21 protein-coding genes are annotated in these 26,992 nt (G+C 61.0%); 11 read left to right on the top strand and 10 right to left on the bottom strand.

From position 1 onward, the window contains the following. Window positions 1-111: 111 nt before the first annotated feature. Entirely contained in the window at window positions 112-771 is a 660-nt protein-coding gene (locus AC6H1L_RS21290; RefSeq protein WP_052889045.1) for an orotate phosphoribosyltransferase, read from the bottom strand. Between the two features lie 1,234 nt (window positions 772-2,005). On the opposite strand from AC6H1L_RS21290, the gene AC6H1L_RS21295 reads away from it, so the two are divergent. After that, window positions 2,006-4,009: an ABC-F family ATP-binding cassette domain-containing protein gene (locus AC6H1L_RS21295; protein ID WP_497599459.1), complete on the top strand. Its 2,004-nt coding sequence runs from the start codon at window positions 2,006-2,008 to the stop codon at window positions 4,007-4,009. Between the two features lie 31 nt (window positions 4,010-4,040). On the opposite strand, the gene AC6H1L_RS21300 is transcribed toward AC6H1L_RS21295, so the two are convergent. Further along, the gene (locus AC6H1L_RS21300; RefSeq protein ID WP_497599460.1) at window positions 4,041-5,912 is read right to left on the bottom strand and encodes a tetratricopeptide repeat protein; all 1,872 of its coding nucleotides are present in this window, start codon (window positions 5,910-5,912) and stop codon (window positions 4,041-4,043) included. 221 nt (window positions 5,913-6,133) lie between these two features. Between AC6H1L_RS21300 and coaE the strand changes: the two genes are divergently transcribed. Next, on the top strand, window positions 6,134-6,742 hold the full coding sequence (coaE, locus tag AC6H1L_RS21305) for a dephospho-CoA kinase (RefSeq protein ID WP_497599461.1): 609 nt from the start codon (window positions 6,134-6,136) through the stop codon (window positions 6,740-6,742). Window positions 6,743-6,961: 219 nt separating this feature from the next. Here coaE and AC6H1L_RS21310 read toward each other — a convergent pair whose 3' ends face one another. Then, entirely contained in the window at window positions 6,962-7,144 is a 183-nt protein-coding gene (locus tag AC6H1L_RS21310) for a hypothetical protein (RefSeq protein WP_497599462.1), read from the bottom strand. A gap of 78 nt (window positions 7,145-7,222) precedes the next feature. Continuing rightward, a complete protein-coding gene (locus tag AC6H1L_RS21315) occupies window positions 7,223-8,563 on the bottom strand; it encodes a TolB family protein (protein ID WP_497599463.1) in 1,341 nt (446 codons plus the stop codon). Window positions 8,564-8,832: 269 nt separating this feature from the next. On the opposite strand from AC6H1L_RS21315, the gene AC6H1L_RS21320 reads away from it, so the two are divergent. Continuing rightward, window positions 8,833-9,135 carry a GlsB/YeaQ/YmgE family stress response membrane protein gene (locus AC6H1L_RS21320; RefSeq protein WP_497599464.1) on the top strand — a complete coding sequence of 101 codons (303 nt, stop codon included), beginning with the start codon at window positions 8,833-8,835 and terminating at the stop codon, window positions 9,133-9,135. A 99-nt stretch (window positions 9,136-9,234) separates the two neighbouring features. Here the strand turns inward: AC6H1L_RS21320 and AC6H1L_RS21325 are convergent, their stop codons facing one another. Then, the gene (locus AC6H1L_RS21325; RefSeq protein WP_497599465.1) at window positions 9,235-9,366 is read right to left on the bottom strand and encodes a hypothetical protein; all 132 of its coding nucleotides are present in this window, start codon (window positions 9,364-9,366) and stop codon (window positions 9,235-9,237) included. 350 nt (window positions 9,367-9,716) lie between these two features. On the opposite strand from AC6H1L_RS21325, the gene AC6H1L_RS21330 reads away from it, so the two are divergent. After that, complete coding sequence (locus AC6H1L_RS21330; protein ID WP_497599466.1) at window positions 9,717-11,600, top strand: ATP-binding protein; 1,884 nt, start codon at window positions 9,717-9,719, stop codon at window positions 11,598-11,600. After that, entirely contained in the window at window positions 11,597-12,382 is a 786-nt protein-coding gene (locus AC6H1L_RS21335) for a response regulator transcription factor (RefSeq protein WP_497599467.1), read from the top strand. Before AC6H1L_RS21330 ends, AC6H1L_RS21335 begins: the two co-directional genes overlap by 4 nt. A gap of 292 nt (window positions 12,383-12,674) precedes the next feature. Here AC6H1L_RS21335 and AC6H1L_RS21340 read toward each other — a convergent pair whose 3' ends face one another. The 4 genes from AC6H1L_RS21340 to AC6H1L_RS21355 all read right to left on the bottom strand — a co-directional run bounded on the left by AC6H1L_RS21340 (window position 12,675) and on the right by AC6H1L_RS21355 (window position 16,116). Then, a complete protein-coding gene (locus AC6H1L_RS21340; RefSeq protein ID WP_497599468.1) occupies window positions 12,675-13,145 on the bottom strand; it encodes a hypothetical protein in 471 nt (156 codons plus the stop codon). 219 nt (window positions 13,146-13,364) lie between these two features. Further along, window positions 13,365-14,084 (bottom strand): universal stress protein, encoded by a 720-nt coding sequence (locus tag AC6H1L_RS21345; protein ID WP_497599469.1) that lies wholly within the window; start codon window positions 14,082-14,084, stop codon window positions 13,365-13,367. Further along, window positions 14,081-14,377 (bottom strand): hypothetical protein, encoded by a 297-nt coding sequence (locus tag AC6H1L_RS21350; protein ID WP_497599470.1) that lies wholly within the window; start codon window positions 14,375-14,377, stop codon window positions 14,081-14,083. Before AC6H1L_RS21350 ends, AC6H1L_RS21345 begins: the two co-directional genes overlap by 4 nt. Further along, window positions 14,374-16,116 (bottom strand): APC family permease, encoded by a 1,743-nt coding sequence (locus tag AC6H1L_RS21355; RefSeq protein WP_497599471.1) that lies wholly within the window; start codon window positions 16,114-16,116, stop codon window positions 14,374-14,376. Before AC6H1L_RS21355 ends, AC6H1L_RS21350 begins: the two co-directional genes overlap by 4 nt. 628 nt (window positions 16,117-16,744) lie before the next feature. Here AC6H1L_RS21355 and AC6H1L_RS21360 point away from each other — a divergent pair. The 3 genes from AC6H1L_RS21360 to rsmG all read left to right on the top strand — a co-directional run bounded on the left by AC6H1L_RS21360 (window position 16,745) and on the right by rsmG (window position 21,123). Then, the gene (locus AC6H1L_RS21360) at window positions 16,745-18,148 is read left to right on the top strand and encodes a sigma 54-interacting transcriptional regulator (RefSeq protein WP_497599472.1); all 1,404 of its coding nucleotides are present in this window, start codon (window positions 16,745-16,747) and stop codon (window positions 18,146-18,148) included. A gap of 132 nt (window positions 18,149-18,280) precedes the next feature. Then, window positions 18,281-20,368, top strand: coding sequence for a vWA domain-containing protein (locus AC6H1L_RS21365; protein WP_497599473.1), 2,088 nt, complete (start codon window positions 18,281-18,283; stop codon window positions 20,366-20,368). Beyond that, window positions 20,368-21,123, top strand: coding sequence for a 16S rRNA (guanine(527)-N(7))-methyltransferase RsmG (gene rsmG, locus AC6H1L_RS21370; RefSeq protein WP_497599474.1), 756 nt, complete (start codon window positions 20,368-20,370; stop codon window positions 21,121-21,123). Before AC6H1L_RS21365 ends, rsmG begins: the two co-directional genes overlap by 1 nt. Window positions 21,124-21,200: 77 nt before the next feature. On the opposite strand, the gene AC6H1L_RS21375 is transcribed toward rsmG, so the two are convergent. Continuing rightward, on the bottom strand, window positions 21,201-22,211 hold the full coding sequence (locus tag AC6H1L_RS21375; protein WP_497599475.1) for a lipase family protein: 1,011 nt from the start codon (window positions 22,209-22,211) through the stop codon (window positions 21,201-21,203). Window positions 22,212-22,778: 567 nt separating this feature from the next. On the opposite strand from AC6H1L_RS21375, the gene AC6H1L_RS21380 reads away from it, so the two are divergent. The 3 genes from AC6H1L_RS21380 (at window position 22,779) to cutA (ending at window position 26,991) form a co-directional block, all read left to right on the top strand. Continuing rightward, complete coding sequence (locus tag AC6H1L_RS21380) at window positions 22,779-23,669, top strand: FAD binding domain-containing protein (protein WP_497599476.1); 891 nt, start codon at window positions 22,779-22,781, stop codon at window positions 23,667-23,669. Between the two features lie 373 nt (window positions 23,670-24,042). Continuing rightward, window positions 24,043-24,582 carry a (2Fe-2S)-binding protein gene (locus AC6H1L_RS21385; RefSeq protein WP_497599477.1) on the top strand — a complete coding sequence of 180 codons (540 nt, stop codon included), beginning with the start codon at window positions 24,043-24,045 and terminating at the stop codon, window positions 24,580-24,582. A gap of 6 nt (window positions 24,583-24,588) precedes the next feature. Then, window positions 24,589-26,991, top strand: a complete 2,403-nt coding sequence (cutA, locus tag AC6H1L_RS21390; RefSeq protein ID WP_497599478.1) for an aerobic carbon-monoxide dehydrogenase large subunit — start codon at window positions 24,589-24,591, stop codon at window positions 26,989-26,991. Window position 26,992: the final 1 nt, after the last annotated feature.

Genomic DNA, 26,992 nt, shown 5'->3' on the forward strand with positions numbered 1-26,992 from the left:
AAAGAGAACAGGCCGCGACTCCCATGCTCATGGGAGTCGCTGGCCTCTTCCTGTCTGGCCTTCTGCTGCCGCCCACTGCGGGAGACTGCCAAGCAAAGAGAAAGGACCTGGCTACGACTGCCGCAGCTCTGCTCGCTTGCTCTGGAGATACTCAGAGCAGACCCGATAAGTCTCCTCTGAGATCAGGCCCCGCGACATGTAGTGATTGAGCATCACATCCAGCTTGAGGATACTGATCAGATTATAACCATGCTGGCGAAGGCGCTCCGTGGCTCCATGCTCGCGATCGATCAGGACAATCACATCCTTCACTTTGAGGCCATGCTCTTCGAGCAGAGCCGCCGTCTCCAGCACGCTGCCGCCACGCGTGATCAAGTCATCGATGATGAGAGCGGTATCCCCCGGCGTGTAGCGGCCCTCGATCCCTCGCTGGCCGGTCCCCTCGGGGCGAATACGCGCGTAGATCAGCGGCGTGTTGGTTTCCAGCGAATAGGCCGTCGCTAGCAGCAGCCCACCGACCGGCACGCCAGCAACCACATTGAACGGGTGAACGCGCGGACGCCGCAATGACTGGGCAAGGCTGATTTCCTGCTGCATCAGCTTACTGGCCACGCGCAACGCCAGTGGATTGCTGATCAGCACCTTGGGATTGACAAAGACAGGGGAACTCACCGCCGACTCGCTGACCGTGAAGTTCCCGAACTGGACACCATTAAGATCAAACAGGGCCTGGGCTAGCCAGAGGTTGTCAAGAGACTGCTCTTTGACCACGTGACATCCTTCCTTGCGACGAAAGAGTTGGGTGGTAGGAGGATACGATAGGCCTCTCGCTTGAGCACAGTATACCATACTGCTGAAATAGGAAGGCAGGGGCGCGGGATTGCCCGCGCCTCTGCAGGAGAGGGGCAAGATCTCCCCTCTCTTTCTTTGCCCTTCTCTGCATCATGAAAAAACTGTCATAGAGAATAGCCGGACTCCTTCGATAAGTCCGCTCGTTCTATGAAAAAATATTCACTTAACTGGACGCGCAGTTCATGCAGAGTTCATGGCTCCAGGCTATACTCTGTGGCGTAGAGGATTGCTCGTGCCTTATGCAAGCACATGCATCTTTGGATATGCGTGGATACGTGGGGAGATGTGGAGAGCGGGCAGAGAACAGGGCAGCAGCAGTCAAGGAATGGGAGGACAGAGCAGGGTAGGAGGGGACAGGGAAAGGACTCCCGCGGCAAATCAACCGACCGAGCGCAGGGCCGTGAGGAGTGAAAGCGTCCAGGACGAAACTGCCCTCAAAAGCTGTCCCCCGTTGAGCTGATCCTCAACGGAGCAGCGCTGAACGAAGAGCGTGCAGGTGAGATGAGCTGTATAGGGCTGGGCTGGGGCGAGCTGCACAATAGGGGAAGAGGGGAGGAACGGGTGGAGAGAGGAGGGCCTTGAGTGGGAGGATGGAAGGGACACGGGCTGAGTGGCTGAGGCAGCTCCTCGGTGCTACCGCTGCGAAGGGACAGAGGAGGGGAACAGGGAATTGGGGGATGGCAAGGGAGAAGAGTGTGAGGATCGGTGGCGCTGCCCACGGGCAATCTTCTCTCCAACAGGCGGCTGATCGGGTATCGTTGGGCCAGGCTCTCTGCAGTAAGCACAGGCCTCCCAATCCCCGGTCAGCCGCCTGCTCTGTCTCCTCTGGCTCGATGCCCTTCTCAGAACGCCTGAGCAGACCCTTCTCCTGGCGCTGACCGCTGGCAACGGGAAGCGCAGCGGTGCTTGCGCCAGGCTCGCTTTTATGATACCCTGTTGTCTGCTCGCCGACCTGAGACGGCCTGTCTTCAAGGAATGCGCCTTTGTGTGTCTGGCTGGCAGGCCTGACCTCGTCGGAGCATGCTACTGGTACTACCGGTCTCAGGCCCAGAGCGAGCCGCTGTGCTGCGACCCGGCGCGCGTTGGTTCACAGCCGGTTTGTAGTTGGACTTCTCGCTGACTCAGGAGTGACTGCCCTGACGTACCCTGCCTTATGCCGCTGATTAGCGTCAATAGCCTTGGAAAGGCCTTCGGCGCAGAGCGTCTCTTCGCCGATGTAACCTTCCATATTAATGAGCGCGATCGCATTGGATTGGTCGGCCCGAACGGAGCTGGCAAGTCAACCCTGCTCAAGCTCCTGGCCGGCCAGGAGGAGCCTGACGAGGGCACCATTCTAGTTGCCCGCGGCACCCGTATCGGCTACCTCTCCCAGACTCTCGATTTGCGGCTAGAGCGCACGCTGCGCGAAGAGCTGCTGGCGGTCTTTGATGACCTGCGTTCCTGGGAGCAAGAGCTGCAAAGGCTGGCCGCTGCTATCGCCACCGCCAGTGAGCATGGCGATGCTCTCCAGCGTGAGCAGTTGCTGCAGCGCTATGCTGAGCTCCAATTGCGCTTTGAACACGCCGGCGGCTATACCTACGAGCAGCGTGTCCAGCAGGTGCTCGATGGGCTGGGCTTCAGTCGCGAGCTGCATGACATGCCCATTGCCCAGCTCAGCGGAGGTCAGCAGCGGCGCGCGGCCCTGGCTCGGCTCCTGCTCCAGGAGCCAGACCTCCTCTTGCTCGATGAGCCGACCAACCATCTTGATCTAGAGGCTTTGGAGTGGCTAGAAGACTACTTACAGGCCTGGAAAGGGGCCCTGGTCGTCGTCGAGCACGACCGCTACTTTCTCGACAAGATCGTCACGCGCATCCTTGAGCTGGCTTTCGGACGTGTCGAGGATTATCCCGGAAACTACAGCAAATATCTACAATTACGCTCAGAACGCTTTCAACGTCGCCTGCAGGAATATGAAGAGCAGCAGGAGTTTATCCAGCGGACTGAAGAATTTATCCGTCGCTACAAAGCTGGCCAGCGCAGCCGCCAGGCGCGGGGGCGAGAGAAACTCCTGAGCCGTCTGGAGCGGCTCAACCGTCCTCAGCAGTTTCAAGAACTGCGCTTTGAACTCAAGCCCTCGCTGGCAAGCGGGCGCGTCGTGCTTTCCACCCGTGGCCTGATAGTTGGCTACCGCCAGCCGGACCGTGCTCCCCGTGCCCTGGTCGAGGTGCCTGATCTCGAAATCACGCGTGGCGAGCGCATCGGTCTGCTCGGCCCCAATGGGGCAGGGAAAACCTCCCTGCTGCGCACCCTCATCGGCCAGCTTCCGCCATTACAGGGCAAAGTGCTCCTCGGACACAACGTGCGTATCGGCTACTACTCCCAGACCCATGAGGACTTGGACCCTGAGCACACCATCCTGGATGAGATTTGCCAGGTCGCGGCCTTGAGCGAAGAAAGCGCACGTGCCCTGCTAGCGCGCTTCCTGTTTGAGGGCGACGAGGTCTTTAAGCTGATTGGCAGCCTCAGCGGGGGCGAGCGCAGCCGTGTTGTGCTGGCTAAGCTAGTGCTGCAGGAACCGAATTTCCTGGTTCTCGACGAGCCAACCAATCATCTCGACCTGCCCTCCCGGCAGTTCCTGGAGGAGGTACTGAGCACCTTTAGCGGAACCCTGCTCTTCGTCTCCCATGACCGCTACTTCATCGATCGCCTGGCTACCAGAGTCTGGGTGATCGCCGAAGGGGTGCTGCAGTCATACGACGGCAATTACAGCGACTACCGCGCCCGTCTGCAGCTCGGGCAGCTTCGCCCGCCTGCGCCTGGCCATGAGCGGGCCGCCAGAGCAGAACAGGCAGCCGACAGAGCAGAGCCTCCCCCTGCGCAGATCGCAACGGGAGAGCAGAATGGGCGACGCGCGGCGCGCCAACGGCAACCTCGGCGCGCTGGGCAGCTTCGCCGGCGCGGCCTGGCCGAGATTGAGCAGGAGATCGAAGAGCATGAACAGCGTGCCCGCGCATTGGAGGCGGCCCTGAACGAGGCTGCCAGCAAGGGAGAGGTCGCCGAGCTAGAGCGACTGACCAGTGCCTATGAAACGATCAAAGCAGAGCTGGAGCAGCTCCTTGGAGAATGGGAGCAGCTCGCGGCGGCAGATCAGGCTGGGGCTGCTCGCCCAGGCAGCTGAGGCAAGGCGGGCGGCATCAGGCTGGCTGGCATCAGCGACGGCGCGCGCCGCGTAGCCAGCCACTCACTAGCCCGACCAGCGCCAGCAGCAAAGGCAAGACGGCAACCAGCCCAAACCAGAGCAAGATGAATTGGATAGCTGTAAAGCCACGTGGATTAGCCTCAACCAGCCCTGCCAGCCGCGCCCGTCCGCTCTGGGTCAGGAGCAGGTAGGCCGGCACCGCCGCTGTTAACAGGCTGGTCAACGAGATCGGCACGAAGCGCCAGAGTCCGTCGAAGTAGCAGCCGGAGAGCGCATTGGCGCAGAGCAGAGCCAGGCCGAGGCCCTCGATAGTCAAAGGCACCACCGTTGGCGCACCTGGATGCTTGATAGCAAGCCAGGCCCCTACCAGTCCGAGGCCCAGACCCACTATCTGCAGTGCCAGACTCGTCAGTAAGGCCCGCCCCCGCCGCGCTACTCCTTGTCGACTGTCGGGTGTGGCCGGGCCGGCGCTGGTTTCCCTACCTCCAGCCGCTGGCGCTGCCTGCCCGGCGCTAGCACCGGGCAGCGGGGCGCTGGGCGGCGCCGCCGGCGTTTGGGCAACAGCCATCTTGACAAGAATGGCTGATTTGATCGTCTGCGTCTCGCTATTATGCGGATCGAGGGTCAGCGAACGCTCGATGGCCTGAAGGGCCTCTTCAAACTGCCCCATATTGGCCAGGAGCGCTGCGCGCGTGCTCCAGGCCAGAGCGTTGCCCGGCTCCTGACGAAGGACCTGTTCGACAGCCTGCATGGCCTCAGCAAAGCGGCCTGCACTACCAAGCAGCTGTCCTTTCAGCAGCAGCGCCGCGGCATTCGTCGGGGTGAGTTGCAGCGCCCTCTCCAGACAATTGAGGGCTTCGGTAGGCCGCTGCTGCTGAAGCAGAAAGCGGGCCTGCTGGAGTAGGAGAGTAGCTTGCTGCTCAGCCGTCGGCGTTGCCGCGGGCGTGGCCGGCTGCTGCGGAGAGAGCTGCGCAATGCCAGTCGAAGCCTGAGCCAACGGTGACAATTGACCAACCTGATAGCCGGCCTGCGGCGGGGCCAGTCCTGGAGCTGCCGGCATCTGCTGCAGGCCAGGCTGGCCGCTCCCCCCCGCTGTTGCCGTCGCGGCTGAAGGAGAAAGCTCTAGAGGGGGCTCCTCCCCGACCAGCACGACTGGCCCCAGTCCCTGGCCGAAGAGCTGCGGACGCTGCTGTTCCCCAAGGTTTTGCTGTAAATACAGGGAAAGACGCTGAAAAGTGATCTGTCCACTGGTAGGGTCAGCTGCTCCCCCACACAACCCGAGCAGGAGGCGATGGGCAAGCATGCCTACATTCTGCTCCCCTTGCTCTGCGGCGAACTCGTTCCCTCGGCAGGAACAGAGCAGGAACCGGTTAGGGAGCTGCTGCAGCGTGGCCAGCAGCGTTGGACCTGGCAAGGGCCTGCAATCGAAAGGCGAAGTTCGCCGCTGTCCCCAGAGGCTCCCTGTCTGGAAACAATCAAGGACACAGACAATCGCGCGCGCCGGGCTGCGTCCAAATACTTGCAGCAGTGTCGGGGCTAGCGGCAGACCACTTGCAGGCTGATGGTAGAAGGTATCTGCCAGCGCGAGATAACCCTCGGCTCGCCCCTCATCAAGAAAAGCGTGTCCGGCGAAATACACGAAGAGCGTATCGTCGGGACCTGCCGTCTGGAGACAGAGCCGCATTAGCCATTGCTCGGCACATTGCCGCGTGGCCTGTGGCCCAAGCAAGAGTTGTACCTCTGAAGGATTCCAGCGCCCTCCCCGGCTATTCACCAGCCAGTGCGCAATGGCCCTGGCGTCTGTTTCGGCGTAACGAAGTGGTCGAAAACTGCTATCCTGGTACTGATTAATGCCGATCAGAAGGCCCAGGCGTCTGCCCATGCACGCTCCTTACTGCACATAGCAAAGATTGCGGAGTTATTGTACGATAAATTTCGCCAGCCTGAAAAGAAATGGTGTACGTCGGTACTTTTGGCGGGGGCGATGGTGGCTACTGGCTGGATAGGGTAGGAACAGTCAGGCCCGCCTGAGCTGGAGTGGCAAGGCTGCCTGGCAGAGGCCTGCTTGCTATGATTATCTTGCGAGAGGAGCATTGTTCTCGTATGCCTCGTGTCATTGGTCTGACGGGCAATATCGCCTGCGGTAAAACTACCGTGGGCAAGATGTTACTGGAGCTGGGAGCAGAGCGCTACATCGATGCGGATGCGCTGGTCCACTCCCTCTATGAACCCGGCCAACCGGTCGCGCGCGCGATCGCTCAGGCCTTCGGCCCCTCCGTCTTGACTTCTGAAGGGAGGGTCGATCGCCAGGCCCTTGGTAAGATCGTCTTTCATGATCGCGAGGCCCTGCGCCGCCTGGAAGGCATCGTTCACCCTGCGGTTGGCATGGCCATCCTGCAGGAGCTGAGTCAAGTCAGTCCCTCGGGGATCGCGATCATCGATGCTGTCAAGCTCCTGGAGAGTGGAAGCGCCGCGCTCTGCCAGAGCAAATGGCTCGTTATCTGCTCGCCTGAGCAAGAGCTGCGTCGCCTGATCGAGCGCAGCCAGCTCAGCGAGGAGGAGGCTCAGGCTCGCCTGCGCGCTCAGCCGCCAGTTGAGCCGCGTCTTTCGCTGGTCGATGAGGTCATCGATAATAGTGGCTCACTGGAAGAGACTCGCAGACAAGTGACCAGCGCCTTCGCTCGCTTCTGCCAGCGCTTCCCCTCGTCCTGAGAGCAGGCTACCTCGACCGGCGCGCTCGCTGACGGCCAGGGCGCCTGGCCATGCTCCTGATTCGTCCGTTTTGTCCCCTGGGGTACGGCTCAGCCCTCTCCCTGGCTGGAAAGATGGGGTACCCGCTTCCCCAACCAGGTCGGGGGCTGTCAGCTCAGAGACGAGGGGAAGGCTGGCAGCCAGGTCAGACCCGGACTCAGAGACCCAGGACGGTGCCCGCTAGAGTTCCTTATGCTGATTCTCCAATTTTCGGTGCAGCTCTTCGATGCGCTCAATGACCTCATCCAGGGTTCGCAGTCCCAGCTCCTCCATGTCCTCCCGGATGGTCTCCAGGATCTCTAGCATTTCAAGATCGTCATACTCTTCAGGATCAAATTCATCCTGCTCAATATCATCAGTCATGGTTGTTCTCCTTTGAGTAGTGCTCTTCCTGTTCAGCCGGTAGCAGGCGAACCACTTGCCCATTATAGCCAATGGACCCTAGAAGAGAAAAGAGGCGGCACTATCTTGATAGGTCCAGCCCACTTGTGTGATCGCGCCGCTGGCCAGCAGACGTGGAGCCGTCAGAGGCTGACCACGGGTATCCAGCGTCACCAGATACAGACCATTGCCCTCGCGCAGCAAGCTGTTTCCCTGCCACCAGAGTCGTCCGCGTGTGAGAAAGACAAAAGCCCGACTATCAGCCCCCCACAGGCTATTAGGCACCGGCTGCAGGAGCGCCCCCACCGCTGGCAACGCGTCGTGAGTGCTGCTGGACTCTCCCAGCGGGGTTCGGTCGCTCAAAAGTAGCTGCTGATGCCCTGTCTGAATATCGATAAGCCAGAGCGCATGGCGCCCATCGAGCAGCAGGAAGCGCCCATCGGGCGACCAGAACGGGATACTGTCTATCTCCGCCCGAATCGTCTGGCGGACCTTTCCATCAAGGCTGATAATGAGATAGTCCCCGTTGGCTGTGCGCGCAAGCACGTGCTGGCCATCGCTTGACCAGGCAAACTGCTGGCAGCTGCAGGTGAGCAGCGTGCGCGCCGTTCCTGTGGCGTTCTGGAGCAGCAGGGCAATCTTGGCCGCGGAGCCGTCTGGCTGGGCCGAGGCCGCGTACAGAAAAGCTGGCTGGCTCTGGCGAGGCTGCCAGAGGACTCGCTCCAGGCTTGCTGGCAGCGGATGGCCAGCGGGCAGCCCGTGCGTGAGCCAGCGCTGATCAGCGCCGCTGAGAGTCGCTGTGAAGAGGCCGCGCTGATCGATGCCGAGGATGTTCCCAGCTCCCGCGCTCAGTGAGGGAATCGCCAGGCTGGCCGGCAGGGTACGCGTGGCGATGCCGCCCGGCTGATCGTTTTGCGCCAGCTCCCAGCGCAGCAGGGAAGTGCTCCCTCTGAGGGTCAGTCGATACAGCAGGCGGTTGCCCGCGGGATTCCACCAGGCATCACTGATGCGCACGGCGCTGCTGGAGAACAAGATCGGAATGGGCAAGCCTCCGTCAACACCCACCGTATTCAGTCCAGCAGGCGCATCGGTCACCAGCCCGGTCAAGGGATCTGGCTTGAGCTGGCGCCCCGCTGCACTCGCCGCGTAATCGCTATCCAGGGTGCGAAAGACCAGGAGATGGTGATCGGGTGACCAGCCTACGCCTACGACAGGGGGAGTGTTGTCCGCCACTTCATAGGCACCGCTGCCATCGGGGTAGATCGTCCACAACTGGCCATCGCGGACAAAGGCGATTTTGGCTGTGCCGCTGTAGCCCGGGCTGCAGGCGCTTGCCCCCAGCGCGAGCACGATGCAGCTCAGCAGGACCAGTGTCAAGCTACGCTGCCTGCTGCTATTCATGCTCCTGAGTATAGCGCTCCCTCCTTTGCTCGTCAACCTCGCTTGCGGCTCTAGACCGCTAGCAATGGCTCCTGAGAAGGTGAACATGTTTCCGTCTTCTCCAAGAGGCGGACTGGCTTGTATCTCTTCTTGATCTCTTCGCCGTGTTAAGAGTGGCGAGTGTGATTTGTACCAGCCGTTGAATGGAGAAGCAAAGGTCGTCGTTGGTACAACTTGCCTGCGAATTGTACTACATCTCTTTTTTCCCCTTTAAAGGAGGGATACTTGTTATGACAGCAGCTTCGCTTGTGCTTGCTGCCGCTTTGAACCCTGGAGGTATCATTGCCTGGCTTATCATTGGTTTGCTGGCTGGTGCAGGGGCCGGCTTCCTGGTCAAAGGGAGCGGCTTCAATCCCATTGGAGATATCATCGTGGGCCTGATCGGGGCCTTCTTGGGCGGCCTCCTGATGGATCTGTTGGCGCCGGGTGCGAGCTTCGGCTTCTGGGGCAGCCTTGGCGTAGCCCTGATTGGGGCCATTATCCTCATCTTCCTCCTGCGTCTCTTCTCCCGTGGACGGGGCAGCACCGTCTAGCTTGGCGCTTACAACCAGGCAAGTGCAGAGGAGGCGCTCCTCTTAGGCGCCTGCTGCTTGCCAAGTCCATTGCTGGCTCTTCGGGGCCTTCACCTTGCTTCAGAGGGGGAGGCCTGACCAGCCTCGGTCAGGGCCTCCTTGCCCAGCGATCAAGTGAGCTTGCCAGGCTGCCATAAGAACACCCATACCCATGCCACCCACGCGATAGCCATCCCACTGGGATCGCCGCATAAGCGTTACTCCTTTTTTATTTATTGAGTAGCTGTGATGCGAGTCGCGAGAGATGGGGACTGGTCAATCTCTTTTGAGGAAGACGCACTCAGCGGCGTGATCTCGCAGATGAATTTGGCCGCTGGCTCCTCCTTCCTTAAAGGACGCGGTGATGGGAGCCGTGAACCTGTGCACCTGTGAACCGGCACCCCCTTGCCTGTTAGCAGGAAAGCAAGCAAAGAATTATAATAAAGGGAAGCTTCAGAAGGGGAGAGGGACGGGAACTGTCTCCCACGACTGGCTCAGTGCCACGAAGCACGGGCAACGAGGTTCTACCCGCACCGGGCACAGGACAGAGGGGAATCGCGACTATGAGAGAGGAATACCATCAGGGCAACCATTTCCCGCCCTTGCTTGCGCGACCACGGCACAGCTGGGGGCGTCTGCTCGTCGATACGCTGCTGGCGCTCCTTGCGGCTGCCCTGGTCACGGCCGTCATCTATATCTTTGCGCTCTATCCGCGCATTCCGAACATCTCCCTGCTCTATCTACTCGTCGTGCTGGCGCTGGCCAGCACGCGTGGCCTCTACTCTGCCGTGCTGACCTCCGTTCTGGCCTTCCTTTTTTTTGACTACTTTCTTGTCCAGCCGCTTTACAGTCTGACGGTCAATCGTTTTGAGGAATGGCTGGCCCTGTTCGTCTTTCTCACCGCTGCCATCATCACCGGCCAGATGACCAACGCCCTGCGCAGGCAGGCAGATGAGGCGCGGCGCCGCGAGCGGGAGACGCGCATCCTGTATGATCTGGTGCGAGCGGCGAACCACGAGGAGGACTTCCAGCGTCAGCTAACTATCGTCACGCAGGCGGTGGTCCAGGTTTTTGCTCCTTGGGGCGTCAGTGACTGCGCCTTGCTCCTGCCCAATGAGCAGGGTAAGCTGGAAATCCTTGCCGATGCCCGGCTGCCTGGGGAGCGGCTGCAACTCTCGTCAGACGAGCAGGCGACAGCCGCTTGGGTCATGACCAATGGACAGGCTGCCGAGCTGCACGATGTTCCCCTCGAAGGCAGTGGACCGTATGGGCGTGGCCTGCGCGCTACCTTGCAGAGTTCGCTGCGCCGGTGGAGTCGACGCCGCTATATCCGACTGTTGCCTCTCAAAACAGGCGAGCGCGTGCTTGGCGTCCTTCTGCTCCTTATGGAGGAAACTGAGTGGCCGCACTTGGCTAGGGCCCGGAGCTGGCAGCAGCGCCTCAAGGGCCAGGTCGCGACTGCCCTTGAGGGGCCTTTCTTTGCCGCCTTTCTCGACCAGGCTGCTGCCATCATCGAGCGGGCCCGCCTCAGGCGCGAGGGCTTGCAGCTAGAGCTGCTGCGCCAGACTGATGCCCTGCGCACGGCTTTGCTCTCTTCCGTCTCGCATGATCTGCGCACACCACTGGCTTCCATCAAAGCGGCAGCCAGCAGCCTCCTGCAAGAAGACATCGTCTGGGATGAGGAGAGTCGGCGCAGCTTTGCGCTCACCATTGAGCGCGAGGCTGATCGCTTAAACCGCCTCGTCGAAAATCTACTGGACATGTCGCGTATCGAGGGCGGAGCCCTCAAGCCTGAGAAAGAGTGGTATCCCCTGGACGAGTTGGTCCATGATGTCTTGCTGCAGTTACAACCGCTGCTGCAGCAGCGCCCGGTACGCGTTGAGCTTGAGGAAGACCTGCCACCGGTGCCAATCGACTATCTGCAGCTCAGCCAAGTTCTCACCAACCTGATTGAGAACGCTGTACGTCATACTCCTGCCGACAGCCCGATCGAGATCGCAGCCAGGCGCTGCGATGGCTATGTCCTGGTCAGCGTGGCTGATCGCGGACCTGGTATTCCGCCCGCGGATCTGGAGCGTATCTTCGATAAGTTTTATCGCGTCAGGCGAGGAAGCGGCGCGGGAGTGGGAGGCGGGCGAGCCGGTGGGACTGGTCTGGGACTGGCTGTCTGCAAAGGCTTGATCGAGGCCCACGGAGGCCGGATCTGGGCCGAGAACCGGCCAGGTGGAGGGGCCATCTTCTCCTTTACCTTGCCCCTGAGCGATCAGCCCCAGGCCGGGGAGAGCGCTGGCGAGCGAGCTCTATCGACTGGACCGTCCACTGTGGCGACAGCCGCCGCCTTGCCTGTCCAGGCCTCCCCGGCGGATCAGCCAACTGAGATAGGGAGCAGCAGCCCGGCCCATGTTGCTCAGAGAGAGCGGAGGGAGGAGGAACGACCACTTTCATGAATACAGGAGGAGCACGTATCCTGGTTGTGGACGATGAGATCGAGATTGTTCGGGCGCTCCAGCGTAGTCTGAGTGCCTATGGCTATGAGGTCTACGCTGCCAGCAGCGGTGAAGAGGCCCTCGAAGCTCTTGGCCACTTCCGCCCTGATGTGATGCTCCTGGATCTCGGTTTGCCGGGCATGAGTGGCCTGGAGGTTTGCAAACGCGTACGGGCCCACTCCAATCTGCCGATCATCGTTCTCTCGGTCAAGGACAGTGAGCGCGACAAGGTGCTCGCCCTCGATTTAGGAGCCGATGATTATGTGGCCAAGCCCTTCGGGATGAATGAGGTGCTGGCGCGCATCCGCGTCGCGCTACGGCATGCCGCGCCACTGCAGGGAGGGACAGCCGCCGTCTTTAGCGCCGGCCCACTGCGGATCGACTTCGAACGGCGCCTGGTCCAGTTGAACGGTAAGGAGGTCAAGCTGACCCCAACAGAGTATGAGCTGCTCAAGGTCCTGGTGCAGAACAGAGGCAAGATCATGACGCGCCAGATGCTGCTCACGCGCGTCTGGGGCAGCGGTTATGGAGGGGAGGCCCACTATTTGCACGTCTACATTGGTCAGCTGCGGCGCAAAATCGAGCCTGATCCAGCTCATCCCCGCTTTATTCTCACCATTTCCGGCGTCGGTTACCGCTTCTCTGCTGAAGAAGAGGCCTCCGGCATGGGGCAGCCTGATTCCTCGGCACTCGCCCGGCAGGAAAGAAGCGCGCGCGCTGATCAGGAGCGCCCCGGCGAGTAGAGGAAGGACGCCCCGGCTGGCCAGACCGGCGGTATCTGTGGCCTTGCTCGCGAGCAAGGCTCACACTGTAGACTGCAGGCGGACGAGCAAGGGAGAAGCAGCAAAGTCAGAGAGGGCACGAACGAAGGCAGAGACTAGTTCTGGACCGGCTGGGCCGGTGACCCGCATCCGCGCCTCCCCGCGGGGCAGAATGGAGACAAAAGGGAGACGCTTCAAAGGAGGCGACGGCAGGGTCAGCCGGCGAACAGCGTCCTGCTGAGTGAGCTGAAAGCCCCCAGGGTCTGAGAGCAGCTCAGATGCTGACCCAGATCAGGGGCCAGAAGTTCTGAACACTTCCCTGCACATAGAAGCCATCGTTAGCCTTCTGCAGAAGGAAGGAATAGTAGCCAGCCCCGCCGGTCACTGTCACCGTGCCGCCAGCCTCCGGCAGCCAGACCGTCCCAATAGGAACATCGTTCAGATAGAGGGTCAGCATCATGGTGTAGCCGGGCCGGTAATTGTAGGAAGTGAAAACCCACTGGTGTGTCCCTGCATCCAAATAATATTCGTCGCTGCGCGTCACAAACGAAAAACTGTAACCAAAGCTGTAGCGCTGATCGGGGCTGTTATAGTAGAACCGTGAGCGAAGAACCGGCAACTGCGCCCGCGTCGCCGCGGCTGGCTTATGAGCCAGCGCTGCGGCTTGAGCATGAGCCGGCGTCAAGAGCCAGCAGGAGACGACCATCGTCAGAGCAACACTCAAGGCAAGAAACCAGCGTTTCATCAACTGCACTCCTTTCCAGCATTCCCAGCTAGCTTGCGGTATCTGCCAGAGCTTGTAGCCCCTGCTGAGCAGAGAACTACTAGTATAATTATAACATGTCTTGACAAGAAAATAGATCTAAAAATAGCATTATACTCTTGACAAGAAAAAGCAAGTAAGAAGCCCACCGGCATCAGGCACAGTGGGCCAGAAGACAGAGGAACGACATGCGTTGGGAGCTTAGCGACTGGGGCCACGCGATTCCTCTGTAGCAGCAGGAACGGCGCGGGCCCCCGGCTGGGCTTCGGCAGCCTCTCCGGCGGAATGCGCTAGCGGGCGCGGCTCAGCTTCCTGCTCTCGCGCGCCCGGAACACGTGCACCGCTGAGTACCAGCACCTCGCACGGTGCGTGCTTCAGGACATACTCGACAGCAGGATCAATCTGCTGCAAGCTGCCGCGTACGCGCACGGGGCAGTTGGCGACAATAATCAGATCAGCAGCGGACTGCTCCGCCTCATACACGATGGCGGGGCCGGCCTGACGAGCCTTCAATACGCGCACCGTCAGCTCAGAAGGAGTCTGGCGCGCCACTGAGCGCGCCCGCTCGACCAGGGTCTGAACGCGCTCTTCTTCCTCGCCCAGACTTGCATCCAGGGGCAGCATAAACGGCACCTCGATGACGGCGAGCGCCCAGACACTCCCGTTACGATGGCGGGCCATCTGGAGCGCCAGCGCCAGCGCGCGATCGGTTTCTTCACTGCACTGCAACAGCGGCACCAGAATGCGCGTCATCTTATTGAGGGTGCGTACAGCCCGGCTTGCCGTCCGGCTTAGCTCGTTCTCCGGCGGCAGGCGGAGCATCCAGCCCAGCACGCCGATAATCGACGCCGCGAACAGGAGCGCGATCACGACCCCAGCCGGAGTGATCAAGAGCGGATTGGTTGCAGCCACCAGCTTCACGGCTCTTCTCCTTTGCGGGCCCGCAAGGGGATCAGGTGCCAGGGCGGCAACAACTGGAGACGCACGACTCCCAGAGCCACAAAAGCCAGACCCAGCAGCAACAGCGTCCACGCCTGCCAGCCCAGCCCGAGCGCCCGCAGACTAATCATCAGCCCCAGCGGAATAAGAAGAAAACTCACTACCTGGCGATAGCGCTCCCGCCAGGAGCCGCCTCCCCGTCCCTGCCGCTGCCCCACCTCAGCGGTCTGAGGCCCGCCGTCTCGACTTGCCGTGCGGCTTCTACGCGTGCTCATACCTCCCTCCTTGAATCCTCTTCATGAGCCGTTGCCTCTCTTCGGCCATTCCCCCGCCTCTCCTGGGCTGGCACCGGCACAGAGACCACGCGAGCTGGTGGCGTAGCCGGACGTAGGCGTGGCTCTTCGCCAGAGAGATGACGCTTGCGCGCCAGGTTCTCGCGCAGCTCCTCAACCAAGTCATACTCCTCAGCATCCGCATAGACCGCGAGCTGCTCCTGTGGCCAGTCGCGGGGCACACTTCTGAAGATCGGCAAGCCCGAGCGCTTCCGATGCAGGATATAGATGAGCAGGCCTAACAGCAACCAGCCTGGCCCGGCGATCCGTCCGATGGCGTGCGTCAGGACCACCATGACCAGCATACTGCTGATCCCCAGCAGGCCCAAGATCCCTACAACTGGCAAGAAGCGGCTCTCTCCATCCTTTCCCCGGAAGCGAATATTCAACGGCACCTTAAATGGCCGCGGCGTCCAGGGATCGACAAAGCGCAGGACCAGCAGCGAGATAAAGACCAGAATGTAGGCCGTTGCTGCTCCGAAGGCATACATATTGCCCAGCACATCGTAGGCGTTGGGCGAGAGGCCAGCGAGCCACAGCTCGAGCAGAGCAAAGCCCGAGAAGACCACCAGCGTGCGCACAGGCGTGCGAAATTTCGGATGGACTCGGGCTAATTGTCGGGGCAGGAGATCGTAGCGGGCCATGGAATAGGTAATGCGCGAAGAACCAAAAACACCCGCGTTCGACGAGATCAGGACCAGCGTCGCCCCAAGGATAGCGACATAGGGACCAGCCACCAGGCCGAGAAACGGAATATGGCTGGCCAGCCAGGCGATTGGATCGCCATTGTGCTCAGCAAAGGATTGCCAGGGCAGCATGGCCAATCCCAGATTCGAGAAGGCCAGGGCATAGATGAGCACCGTCAAGATCAAGGCCAGCGACGTGCGGGGCACTACCTTGCCCGGCCGGATCGTTTCCTGGCTGGCCTGGCTGATTGACTCCAGGCCAACGAAAGAGATGATGGCCAACGAGGCCCCATATGCCAGATGGTAGGGATCAGGCCACGCCTGCGTCATCTGGCGCAGCAGCAGCTGTGGATCGAAGGCGAAAAGGAAGCCAAAGAAGAGAATCGTTGACTCACTGATCACGTCGAGAGCGCCCAGGATCTCGTTGAAGCGCGAGGACTCGCGCACGCCGATGATATTCAGAACGGTCAGCAGGACCACAAAGAAAGTCGCTTCCAGTATGAGCCACGGCTGAACGCCAGGTAGCGTCAGACCTCCCAGGTGGAGATCGACGCGCGTATTCAGAATCGGCACGAAGAAATTGATATAGCCAGCGGAGGCAAGAGCGAACAGTGAGATGTCAATGGTAAAATCGAGCAGAACGGCCCAACCGGCCACGAAGCCCCAGAAGTCGCCCAGCCCACGTAGGACGTAGAACTGTCCCCCGCCGGCCATTGGGTAGGCTGCCGCCAGCTCGGTGTAGGCCAGTCCGACCATCACATAGACCAGACCGGCGAAGAGAAAAGCCACGTTGGTCGCGCCCTGGGCCGCCGCCATCACGATGCCCAACGCCACGTAGACATCGGCCCCCACATCGGCGTAGCCCCAGGTATAGGACCCCCAGACCCCCACGGCGCGTCTCAGCCCCGGCCCCAGGCTCTCCTGATCTGCCAAAGCCCTCTGCATATCGGCCTCAGCAGAGGCGAGCGGTGCTCGCGCTGACTGCTTGCCGGGCATGAACTTCCCCTCCTTCTCTGCAGAACGGAATGGCCGCAGTGCTCCTCTCCCTTCCCTTGCCTCCTGCCCGCTCGTTTGAACGGCGGGGGCGAGCGAGGGGGGAGAGGCGCGGCCCCCGCGGCTTCACTCTGTGAGCGTTATCCTCATTATAGAAGCGGCAGCCTCAAGGAACCCTCAAGAAAAGGCAGAGTCTGCTCAAAAGCTCCTCAAAGCCTGCTCACTCGCCGGCGGAGTCTGCTCGCTGCCGTTGCCCTTGCGCTTTCTTTCTCTAGAAGATAGAATAGGATAGGTTCCACACGTTTTCCTGGTGAGTGGGCGTCTGGAGACCCCCATGCCCGTTGCTGGCTGGTCAGCCCAGCACGGAGCGGTACAGCACGGGGGGTCTGCCCGTTGCCGGTCTGACCCACCCAGTCAGGCCAGCGCAGCCTCAGCGGCGGCAACGTAGCGGCTGCCTCCCACCGCCTGCTCGCAGCGGCACTGTCCCTGCGCTCAAGGAGCGCAGGCACCTGCCGTGCCACTTGCCGGCTCGGTTCGACAAACGGCCAGCGCTGAACCCAGGCGCAGGGGAGAGCGCCGGAGGCGCAGATCGCACACGTAACCACCCCCGAGAAAGGTAGCTTAGAGCGGAATGACCATCACAACACAACCGCGCACAATCGGAGAACTGCGAGAAAGTGGCTACAAGGTCCTCTCCGTCAAAGAAGAGATGCGTAAAAATCTCATCGAGAAGATCCGCAAGGGAGAGGAACTGTTTCCCGGGATCATCGGCTACGAAGATACGGTGATCCCCCAGATCGAGAATGCGATCCTTTCCGGCCAGGATATCATCTTTCTCGGCGAACGTGGCCAGGCCAAAACGCGCATGGCGCGCAGTCTGGTCAATCTACTCGACGAGGAGATCCCAGTCATTGCTGGCTGTGAAATCAACGATAATCCCTATGCGCCGATTTGTAAGGCCTGCCGCGATAAGGTGGCTGAGCAGGGTGACCAGGTGGAAATTGCCTGGCTCCCGCGGGATCGTCGCTATAGCGAGAAGTTGGCCACGCCAGACATCACCATCTCCGACCTCATCGGCGAGGTCGATCCTGTGCGCGTTGCCGAAGGGCGCTATCTCTCGGACGAGCTGACGATTCACTACGGCCTGATCCCCCGGACCAATCGCGGCATCTTTTGTATTAATGAGCTGCCTGACCTGGCCGAGCGCATCCAGGTCGGACTGCTCAACATCATGGAAGAGCGCGACGTCCAGATCCGGGGATACAAGATCCGACTGCCACTTGACGTCTACGTGGTGGCCAGCGCCAACCCTGAAGACTATACCAACCGCGGGCGGATCATCACGCCGCTCAAGGACCGCATCGGGTCTGAGATTCGGACCCATTACCCACTCGATATCGAGCACGAGATTCAGATCATGGAAGCGGAAAGCAGCCGCTTCCCCACCGACGGGCTGGAGGTCGTGGTGCCGCGCTTTATGAAAGAGATCATCGCCACAGTCACCCACCTGGCCCGGCGCAGCAACGACATCAGCCAGCGCTCCGGTGTGAGCGTGCGTGTCTCCATTACGAACTACGAGAACGTGGTGAGCAACGCTTGCCGTCGGGCCCTGCGGCTAGGTGAGCGCGTGGCTGCTCCGCGCGTGAGCGACCTCTCGGCGATCATTGCTTCGACGAGCGGCAAAATCGAGCTGGATACAGTGGGCGAGGTCAAGGAGGAGCGCGTCATTGGTCGCTTGATCAACGGTGCTGTAGCCGAGGTCTTTGGCCAGTACTTTGAGCCGCGCGAATTTGAGCAGCTGCTGGCCGGCTTCGAGCGCGGCCTGAGTGTGCAAGTCGGCGACGACCTGCCGGCGATGGAATATGTCAATCAACTCTCGCGTGTCGGTGGGCTGAGCAAGGCGATCGATAAATTGCAGGCCCGCGGCCATCCCGCGACCATCGCCTCAGCGGTTGAGTTCATCCTTGAAGGTCTCCATCTGAATCGCCGCCTCAATAAGGATGAGATGAGTGGCAAGATCCGTTATCGACGCTAAGCGGCTCACTGTAGCTGCTTCACCTGTGCTCTTCTGGTCTGGGCCTTCCGTCGCTGGCTCACCGCTGCCGGCGGCGGCCTCGGTCCAGCGAGGGTGGAGCTGAGGTGCAGCGGGGAGTAGAGGGAGATTCCCATGTTGAAGCGCTTTTTTCGAACCCGCTACGGCTATTCGCGCTGGGACGGGACTCAAGAAATCGAGGGCCTTGATGCTGATGATATCATGCGCGCCCTCGCCGATGATTACCTGGAGCGGGGCGATCTGCAGCAGGCCCTCCGTCGCCTGATGCAGGAAGGAATACAATTGCCTGATGGACGGCGCAATCTCGGTCTGCGCGAACTGCTAGAGCGGCTGCGCGCTCAGCGTAGTCAACTCCTCAATCGCTACAATATGGCCTCCGGCGTGATGGATGATCTGCGCCAGAAACTGGAGGAGATCAAGCAGCTAGAGCGCGAAGGAATCGAACGTCGCCTTAAGGAGGCGCGTGAACTCGCCGAGGCCGCCCAAGCCCAGCAGACAGAGGCTGGCCCGGGCGAGCAGGCTGCTGGCAGCGACGAGCTGACGCCTGAGCAGAAACGCCGCATGCTGGAGACCATCGCCCAGCGTAAAAAACAGTATCTGGACAACCTGCCTCGCGATCTCCCTGGGCAGATCAAGGCGCTCTCCGAGTATGACTTCATGGAGGAGGCTGCGCGCGAAAAGTTCAACGAGCTGCTGGAAAGCCTGCGTCAGCAGATGATGCAGCAGTTTTTCCAGGGCATGCGCCAGTCGCTGCAAAGCATGACGCCCGAGGACATCGCCCGTTTGCGCGAGATGATCCGCGAGCTGAATCGCATGCTGCGCGAACGGCAGCAGGGCCTCAATCCAGACTTCGATTCCTTCATGGAGAAGTATGGCGAGTACTTCCCAGGGGTTAATACCCTCGATGATCTTATCGAGCAGATGCAGCAGCGCATGGCTGCAATGCAGGCTCTGCTAGAGAATCTCTCCCCGGAGCAGCGCCAGGAGCTGGAGAACCTGATGGAGCAGCTCATTGGCGACGATCGCATCCGTGTCGATCTGATGGAGTTGGCCCAGAATCTGCAGGCCCTGGCCCCCCTGGATGACTACCGCATGCGCTTCCCCTTCCGCGGCAGCGAAGCGCTGCCCTTCAATGAGGCCCTGCGTATGATGGGGCGTCTGCAGCAGATGGAGGGCCTGGAGGAGCAGCTCCAGCAGGCCCGGCGCCTGGATGACCTGGAGGCCATCGATAGCGAGAAGGTGCGTGAGTTGCTCGGCTCCGAGGAGTACCGCTCCCTGGAGGAGCTGAAGGCCCTGATGAAGATTCTCGAAGAGGCCGGCTATATCCAGAGGAAGGGAAACCGCTGGGAGCTGACGGCGCGCGCTATCCGTAAGATCGGCCAGAAGGCTCTGCAGGACATCTTCGACAAACTGAAGCGCGATGGCTTCGGACGCCATGTCAGTCCCTTCCGCGGCCCTGGTGGCGAGCGCACCGATGAGAGCAAGCGCTACGAGTTCGGCGATCCGTTCCTGCTCGATCTGCAGAAGACGGTTATGAACGCCGTCTACCGCAACGGCACGGGCACGCCGATCAGGCTCTCTCAGGAAGATTTCGAGGTCTATCGCACGGAATTCACGACGCAATCGTCAACTGTGCTCATGCTTGATATGAGTATGAGCATGATCTACAATGGCTGCCAGCAGGCGGCTAAGAAAGTAGCGGTTGCGCTGGAGAGCCTGATTCGCTCGCAGTTCCCACGTGACAATCTCTATATCGTGGGCTTCTCGTTCGTGGCGCGCGAATACAAGCCAGAGGAGCTGATCGAGATCGGGCGCTATGACCATAGCCAGGGGACCAACCTGGCGCATGGGCTTATGTTGGCGCGTCAGTTGCTCTCACGCCACCGTGGAGTCAACAAGCAGATTATCCTGGTCACCGACGGCGGCCCCACGGTCTGGTATGAGGAAGAGCTGGGCGGCTGGCAGTTCGCCTATCCACCCAACCCTTGGGCTGAGCAGCAGGCCCTTCTGGAGGTCCAGCGCTGCACGCGCGAGGGGATCACGATCAACACCTTCATGCTCGAAGACGACCGCTGGATGGTCAGCTTTGTCAACCAGATGGCTGAGATTAATCGCGGACGCACCTTCTACGCCGATAAGAACAACCTGGGCGAATACTTGCTCATCGACTATCTCAACAGTAAGCGTAAGCGGATCTCGTGATGAGCGAGGCAGAGGAGACGCTGCAAGCCTTCGTACGGCAGCTCTATGCGCAGACTCCCCAGGCCGCTGCGCAGGCTAGCCAGGCCTTAGCCCGCTTCCTGCGCTACCGTGAGGAGCTCCTGCGCTGGAACGAGCGTGTCAATCTCACCGCTATTGTCGATCCCGAGGAAGTGCTCACGCGGCACTTCCTCGATTCGTTAGCGATCCTGACCGCGGTTGATCCGCCGACCTGCCGTCTGCTGGATATTGGGAGCGGCGCGGGCTTCCCCGGCCTGCCGCTCAAGATCGCGCGCCCGGCCTGGGCTGTGACTTTGCTGGAGGCAACGGCGCGCAAAGTGGCTTTTTTGCGCCACATGTGCCAGGTGCTGGAGCTGGAGGAGGTCACTGTCGTGCATGGGCGCGCCGAGCTACTGGGGCATGACCAGGCCTACCGCGGCACCTTTGATGTGGTCACAGCGCGGGCTGTAGCTGCCCTGCCCGTTGTGCTTGAGTATGCTGCTCCCTACTGCCGCGTCGGAGGAACTATTGTCCTGCCACGCAAAGGAGATAGTCCCGCGGAGATGACCCAGGGACTGCGGGCCGCGGAACAGCTTGGCCTGACGCTTGAGGCTAGACTGCCAGTGACCTTGCCAGGCCTCAACGATGGGCGCTATCTGCTCCTCTGGCGCCAGCGCCAGCCCTGTCCTCCACAGTTCCCTCGTCACAACGCGGCGATTCTCAAGCGCCCCGCCGGCGGCTGTCTCGGTGGGAGCTGAGGGGCAGCCTGGCTGACCGCTCCCTCAGCTCCCACAAGAGGTACAAGGAAAGGAAACGCAGAAACGCAAGCAAAAGCTCATTTGAGCTTTGAAGGGAGGGGTGTCTTGCACAAAAGCGCGTTGTTGATCGCTTGCGCGACCGCCCGCTGAATCAGATAGCCGGTCAGTGAGTGCGGATCTGACGGATTATTCTGGACCGGCGTGCAAATCACCGCTTGCCCAGGTGGTCCAGGAAAAAGCGGTGCAAGCTCAGAAACAAGGGCAACAATGTCGTTGGGATCATAGAAATTGTGCCAGGTGGCTACATTGGTAGGAAATGGATGCTTTTGCCCAGGCGGTACCGGGGGCAGCAGCTCCTGATAAATGAAAGGACTTAGCCCCAAGGGCGACCCCAGCGTAATGAAAGCAGCGATCGGTATCTCGCGATGGGTGTTGAGCACGTCATAGGCAACGACCGTTCCCAGGCTGTGCGCCACGACGATAATCGAGCGGTCTGCCTGCTGTCGCAGCAGAGCAAGTACGCGTCCCATGACCTGGGCCCGTAGCGCGGCGTTGTGGAGGTAAAGGTCGACGTCACTGACAAAGAGCCTCAGCAGCTCGCGCGGGGCCCCAAAAATGCGCTCTAGTCCCTGCAGAATGTGCACTAGCAGGGAGTGCAGCCAGACGAGGCCACCACCGCTGTAGGGGGGCATTTCCCGCTGCGAACTCTGCTCCCCGCTGACGCTCCCTCTCTCGATCAAGCCCCGGCGGTGGGCTTCTCGTAGAATGGCTCGCGCAACATTGATCTGATAGAGTGGATCGGCAGCTGTCTGCGCTGTTCGTTGGGCGCTTGACCCGCGATAGCTGCCCGCCGCTCCTGACCAGCTTGCCGCTGCGCTCAGCCGCTGACCAGCCGTCGCACTGAGGACGGCATCCGGGAGAAAGAGGTCGCCGTAGAACGCTAACAGGATGCGCTCACGCCCGATCGCGACCGGCGCGGGCAGCCTTCCCAATCCCTCCAGGATTCCCCCCTGGAAGTCGGCGAGAAGCTGATCCTTCAAATGCCACTGTTCGCTTCTTCCATGCACACAGACGATAACGCTATCCACCGCTCGTTCTCCTTTTTCTAATGCTTAGGCAAGCAGCCGCGCCACGTAAATGTAAATACTCTCTTATTCTATTGTACTGATTCGCAAACATATACATATGCAAAAGCAGTGAAAACAGAGAGAAAGGAAGATACAGAGAGAAAGGCATGGGCCGTCGGACTGAGGGCGGCGAGGACGGCTGAGCCAGGAGGCTTGACAGGGGCGGCCAAGAAGGGTACTCTTTTGGGTATTCCCTCACCCTTTAAGACCGGGTCAGCACAGGAAGCGAGGCAAGCGCAGACATCACCCTTGAGCCTGGCATTCCTCTTCATGTTCATTCTTAAATAGCTAATGAAAAAGAAAGCAAAAGGCTGGTCGCTTTGAAGGCGAGCGGGCCTGTGACAGGGCACGCCAGAGCGCTGGGCTGAGCGTCTTGACGCAAGAGGGAAGAGCACGGGGGCGAGCCAGGCAGCACAGCTTCCCTGTGCTGCAGATGAGACGCGCGGGGAAGAAGCCGCGAGCCTTCTGCGGGGGGCAGACACCGAAGAAGAGGGCGCGAAACGCGCACAACATACGGAGCAAGCAGCGATGAAACCACCACGCTTTCAATATTGCGCGCCGCGTCTCCTGGATGACGCACTTGAGCTGCTGGACCGTCATGCCGAGGAGGCCAAGATCTTGGCGGGAGGTCAGAGCCTGATGCCGCTCTTGAATATGCGTTTGGCCAGGCCGGCCTATCTCCTCGACATTAATCGTCTCTCAGAGCTGCACTACCTTGAGGAAGAAACGGACTATCTTGCGATTGGCGCGGTGACACGCCAGCGGCAAGTTGAACGCTCGCCCGCTGTGCAGCAGAAACACCCGCTTCTGGTTGAGGTTATTCGCCATATTGGCCATTTTCAGATTCGCAATCGGGGCACGGTAGTGGGCAGCATTGCCCATGCTGATCCGGCGGCAGAGCTGCCTGCCTTACTGCGCTGCCTGGACGGGACGGTAGTCGCGCAGAGTGTGCGCGGAGAGCGGCTCCTGCCGGCGGCGGACTTCTTCCACGGTTATCTGACCACCGAGCTGCGGCCCGATGAGATGGTGACCGAGGTGCGTTTCCCCTGGCTCCCGCCGGCTGCCGGCTGGGCCTTTGCGGAGTTCGCGCGTCGCTCTGGCGATTACGCCCTTGCGGGGGCGGTGGTGGTGCTGACTGCCGGGCCTGATGGGCGCTGTCGCTCGGCTCGCCTCTGCTATCTGGGTGTGGCCCCAGTGCCGCAGCGGGCCTCTGCTGTGGAAGCGCTACTCGTGGGCAGCACGCTCGACGCCGCAACGCTAGAGGAGGCGGCGGAGGCGGCACGCACCCTGGTTAGCGAAGAGATGCAGGACATTCACGCCACTGCCGAGTATCGCCGCGAGCTGGTCGCGGAACTGACACGCCGCCTGCTGCCGCTGGCCTGGTCGCGTTGCCTCTCAGCTCGCTCTGGATCTGCCTGAGCTGAGGCGTATGGGCGTTAGGGGCAGCGCCGACGTCCAAAGCAAAGCAGGCAGGCCATCCCTCCTCACGTCGCAGCGCAGCTCTGCCTGTTGCCAGCTCACGGGCCCCGTCATGGGGCCGTTCCTCATCCTTCTCGCCTGTGGGCAGGGGCAATGCAAAAGTGATCAGCATCGACGACAGAGGTTGGCTCGCCTCCCAAGCGCCCACGCGCAGCCTGCGTGAGAGCGAGCGTAGCACCGCTGGGAAAAGCAGGTCAGCGGTACAGCGAGCAGCCTGGCTGTCCGCTTGCCCTATCCATCTACGTCCCGTCACAAGGGCAGGAGCGCCTACCAGTGGGCAGCCGGGCTAGCAACGAGAAAGGGGTTGTTGCCTATGTATGCCTTCGAAGAGCCTGGATCTTCTCCGCAGTTCTGCGAGGAATATGATCTGACAGTAACGGTCAATGGCCATCTCTATCAGCGCCGTGTGCCGGTGCGCATGCTCTTGTCAGATTTCCTGCGCCATGAGCTGCATTTAACGGGCACACATGTGGGCTGCGAACATGGCGTCTGCGGCTGCTGCACGGTCCTGCTCAACGGGGAGGCTGTGCGCTCGTGCCTGCTGCTGGCTGCGCAGGTCGATAACATGGCTCTGACAACGATCGAAGGGCTGGCCGGCAACTCTGAGGAGCTCCATCCCATTCAGCGGGCTTTCCAGGAGAAGCATGCGCTGCAGTGTGGTTTCTGTACCCCAGGCTTCATTATGTCGGTCCATGCCTTCCTGCATGAGAATCCTGAGCCGGATGAGCAAGAGATCCGCCAGGGGCTGGCGGGGAATCTCTGTCGTTGCACAGGCTATCACAACATTGTCGAGGCGGTCAAGCTGGCCGCCCACTATCTGCGCAGCTCGCAGTCTCAGAGGGAGGAGGCATAAGCGCCCATGACAACACGCTGGTTTGGGGCTCCCGTTCAGCGCTCTGAGGACCCGCGCTTGTTGCGGGGGCGAGGAACCTATGTGGATGATATCGATCTGCCAGAGATGCTGCATGCCGCCGTCTTGCGCAGTCCCTATGCCCATGCCCGCATCAAGCGGATTGACGCCTCGGCGGCTCGCGCCCTCCCTGGCGTCCACCTGGTCCTGACTGCGGAGGATCTGGGCGAGCTGTTGGAGCCGTCGCCGCTACTCGTACCCCATCCGGCGCTGACACAGCCACGCACCCAACTGCCCCTGGCCCGTGATGAGGTGCACTATGCTGGGGCCGCCGTGGCTTTTGTCGTGGCTGAAGATCGCTATCTGGCCGAGGATGCGCTTGAGCTGATCGATGTGGATTATGAGCCACTGCCGGTGGTGGCCAGCCTGGAGCAGGCGGCGGCAGTGGGCGCGCCGTTGGTGCATGCTGATGTTCCTGGCAATGTCGCAGCGCACCTGGTGCAGCGCGTCGGTGATCCCGAGGGGGTGATTGCCTCGGCTCCGCATGTGCTGCGCGAGCGCTTCGTCATGGAACGCGGCTCGGCTATGCCGATGGAAGGCCGCGGCGTGGTGGCTCGCTGGGACCCGCATGAAGGAATGCTGACCTGCTGGATGTCAACGCAGGGGCCGATTCCGATCCGCAATGGCCTGGCGGCGATGTTCCGCTTGCCAGAGCACAAGGTACGTGTGGTAGCTCCCGATGTGGGTGGCGGCTTCGGGACGAAGATTATGATGTTCTATCCCGAGGAGATCCTTACTCCTCTCGCTGCCCTGCGGCTGGGTCGCCCGGTGAAGTGGATCGAAGATCGGGCTGAGCATTTTGTTTCGGCTAATCAGGAGCGCGGCCAGATTCACGATGTAGAATATGCCTTTGATGATGACGGGATCTTGTTGGCCGTGCGCGATATCTTCTTGCACGATACTGGGGCCTATACACCCTATGGTATCATTGTACCCATTATCACGGCCTGTACGCTGCCTGGTCCCTATCGCTTGCGCCATTACTATAGTGAGTTCACGGTCCTCTATACCAACAAAGTGCCAGTCAGCCCCTACCGCGGCGCGGGCCGTCCCCACGCGGTCTTTGTGATGGAGCGCATTATGGACCGCATCGCGGCAGAGCTAGGGCTTGATCCGCTGGAGGTACGCAGCCGCAACTTTATTCGGCCCGACGAATTCCCCTGGGATGTCGGTCTGGTCTATCAGGACGGTGGGCCGACCATCTACGATAGCGGCAACTATCAGGCGGGCCTGGAGCGCCTGAAGGAAGCCCTTGGCTATGAGCAGTTTCGCGAAGAGCAGCGGCGAGCGCGCGAGCAGGGGCGCTATCTGGGCGTGGGAGTGGCCTGCTATGTTGAAGGAACCGGTATCGGTCCCTATGAGGGGGCTCAGGTGCGCGTGGAGTCGGACGGGCGTGTCTATGTCTCGACGGGCGTGACAACCCAGGGCCAGGCCCATCAGACGACTTTCGCTCAGATTGTTGCGGATCAGTTGGGAGTTGACCCGCGGGATGTTCTGGTGACTACCGGCGACTCACAGGCCTTCTACTGGGGCGTTGGCACCTTCGCCAGCCGCGCCGCGACTGTCGCCGGTTCAGCGATCCACCTGGCGGCGGTCAAGGTGCGTGAGAAGGCTAAAAAGGTGGCGGCGGACCTCTTTGAGGCGTCGCCAGAAGATATCGAGTTGGCGGACGGCAAAGTCTTTGTCCGTGATGCGCCGCATCGGGCTTTGACCCTTGGTCAGGTGGCCATTGCCTCCAATCCACTGCGCTATTCCTATGGAGAGAATGCGCGCAAGTTAATGCAGATGCAGCTAGCGGGGCCGCGGCCCGGCCCGGCGCTACCGGAGGAGCGTGGCGGCCCTGGACTGGAGGCCACGGCGTTCTATAGTCCCCCGCGCGGTACCTTCGCTAGCGGCGCCCACGGGGCCATTGTTGAGGTTGATCCGCGCACTGGGATGGTCACCATTCTGAAGTATGTGGCGGTTCACGATTGCGGACGGGTGATTAATCCGCTGATAGTTGAGGGACAGGTCCACGGTGGGGTAGCTCAAGGCATTGGTGGGGCCTTCTACGAACGCCTCGTCTTCAATGAGGAGGGGCAGCTGCTCAACGGCAGCTTCATGGACTATTTGCTGCCTACGGTCGAGGAGATCCCCCCTCTGCAGGTCGAGCATGTGGAGACCCCTTCGCCACTGAATCCCTTGGGGGTCAAAGGGGCGGGCGAGGCCGGCACGATCCCTGTGGCGGCGCTGTTTGCCGCCGCCCTCGATGACGCACTTGCTCCCTTCGGCGTGCGCATCCGCGAAATGCCGCTTGATCCGTGTCGCCTGCATAAGCTGCTCAGAGAATCTCAGCACGCTCAAAGCGCATGAG

The sequence above is a fragment of the Thermogemmatispora argillosa genome (genome assembly GCF_059696725.1).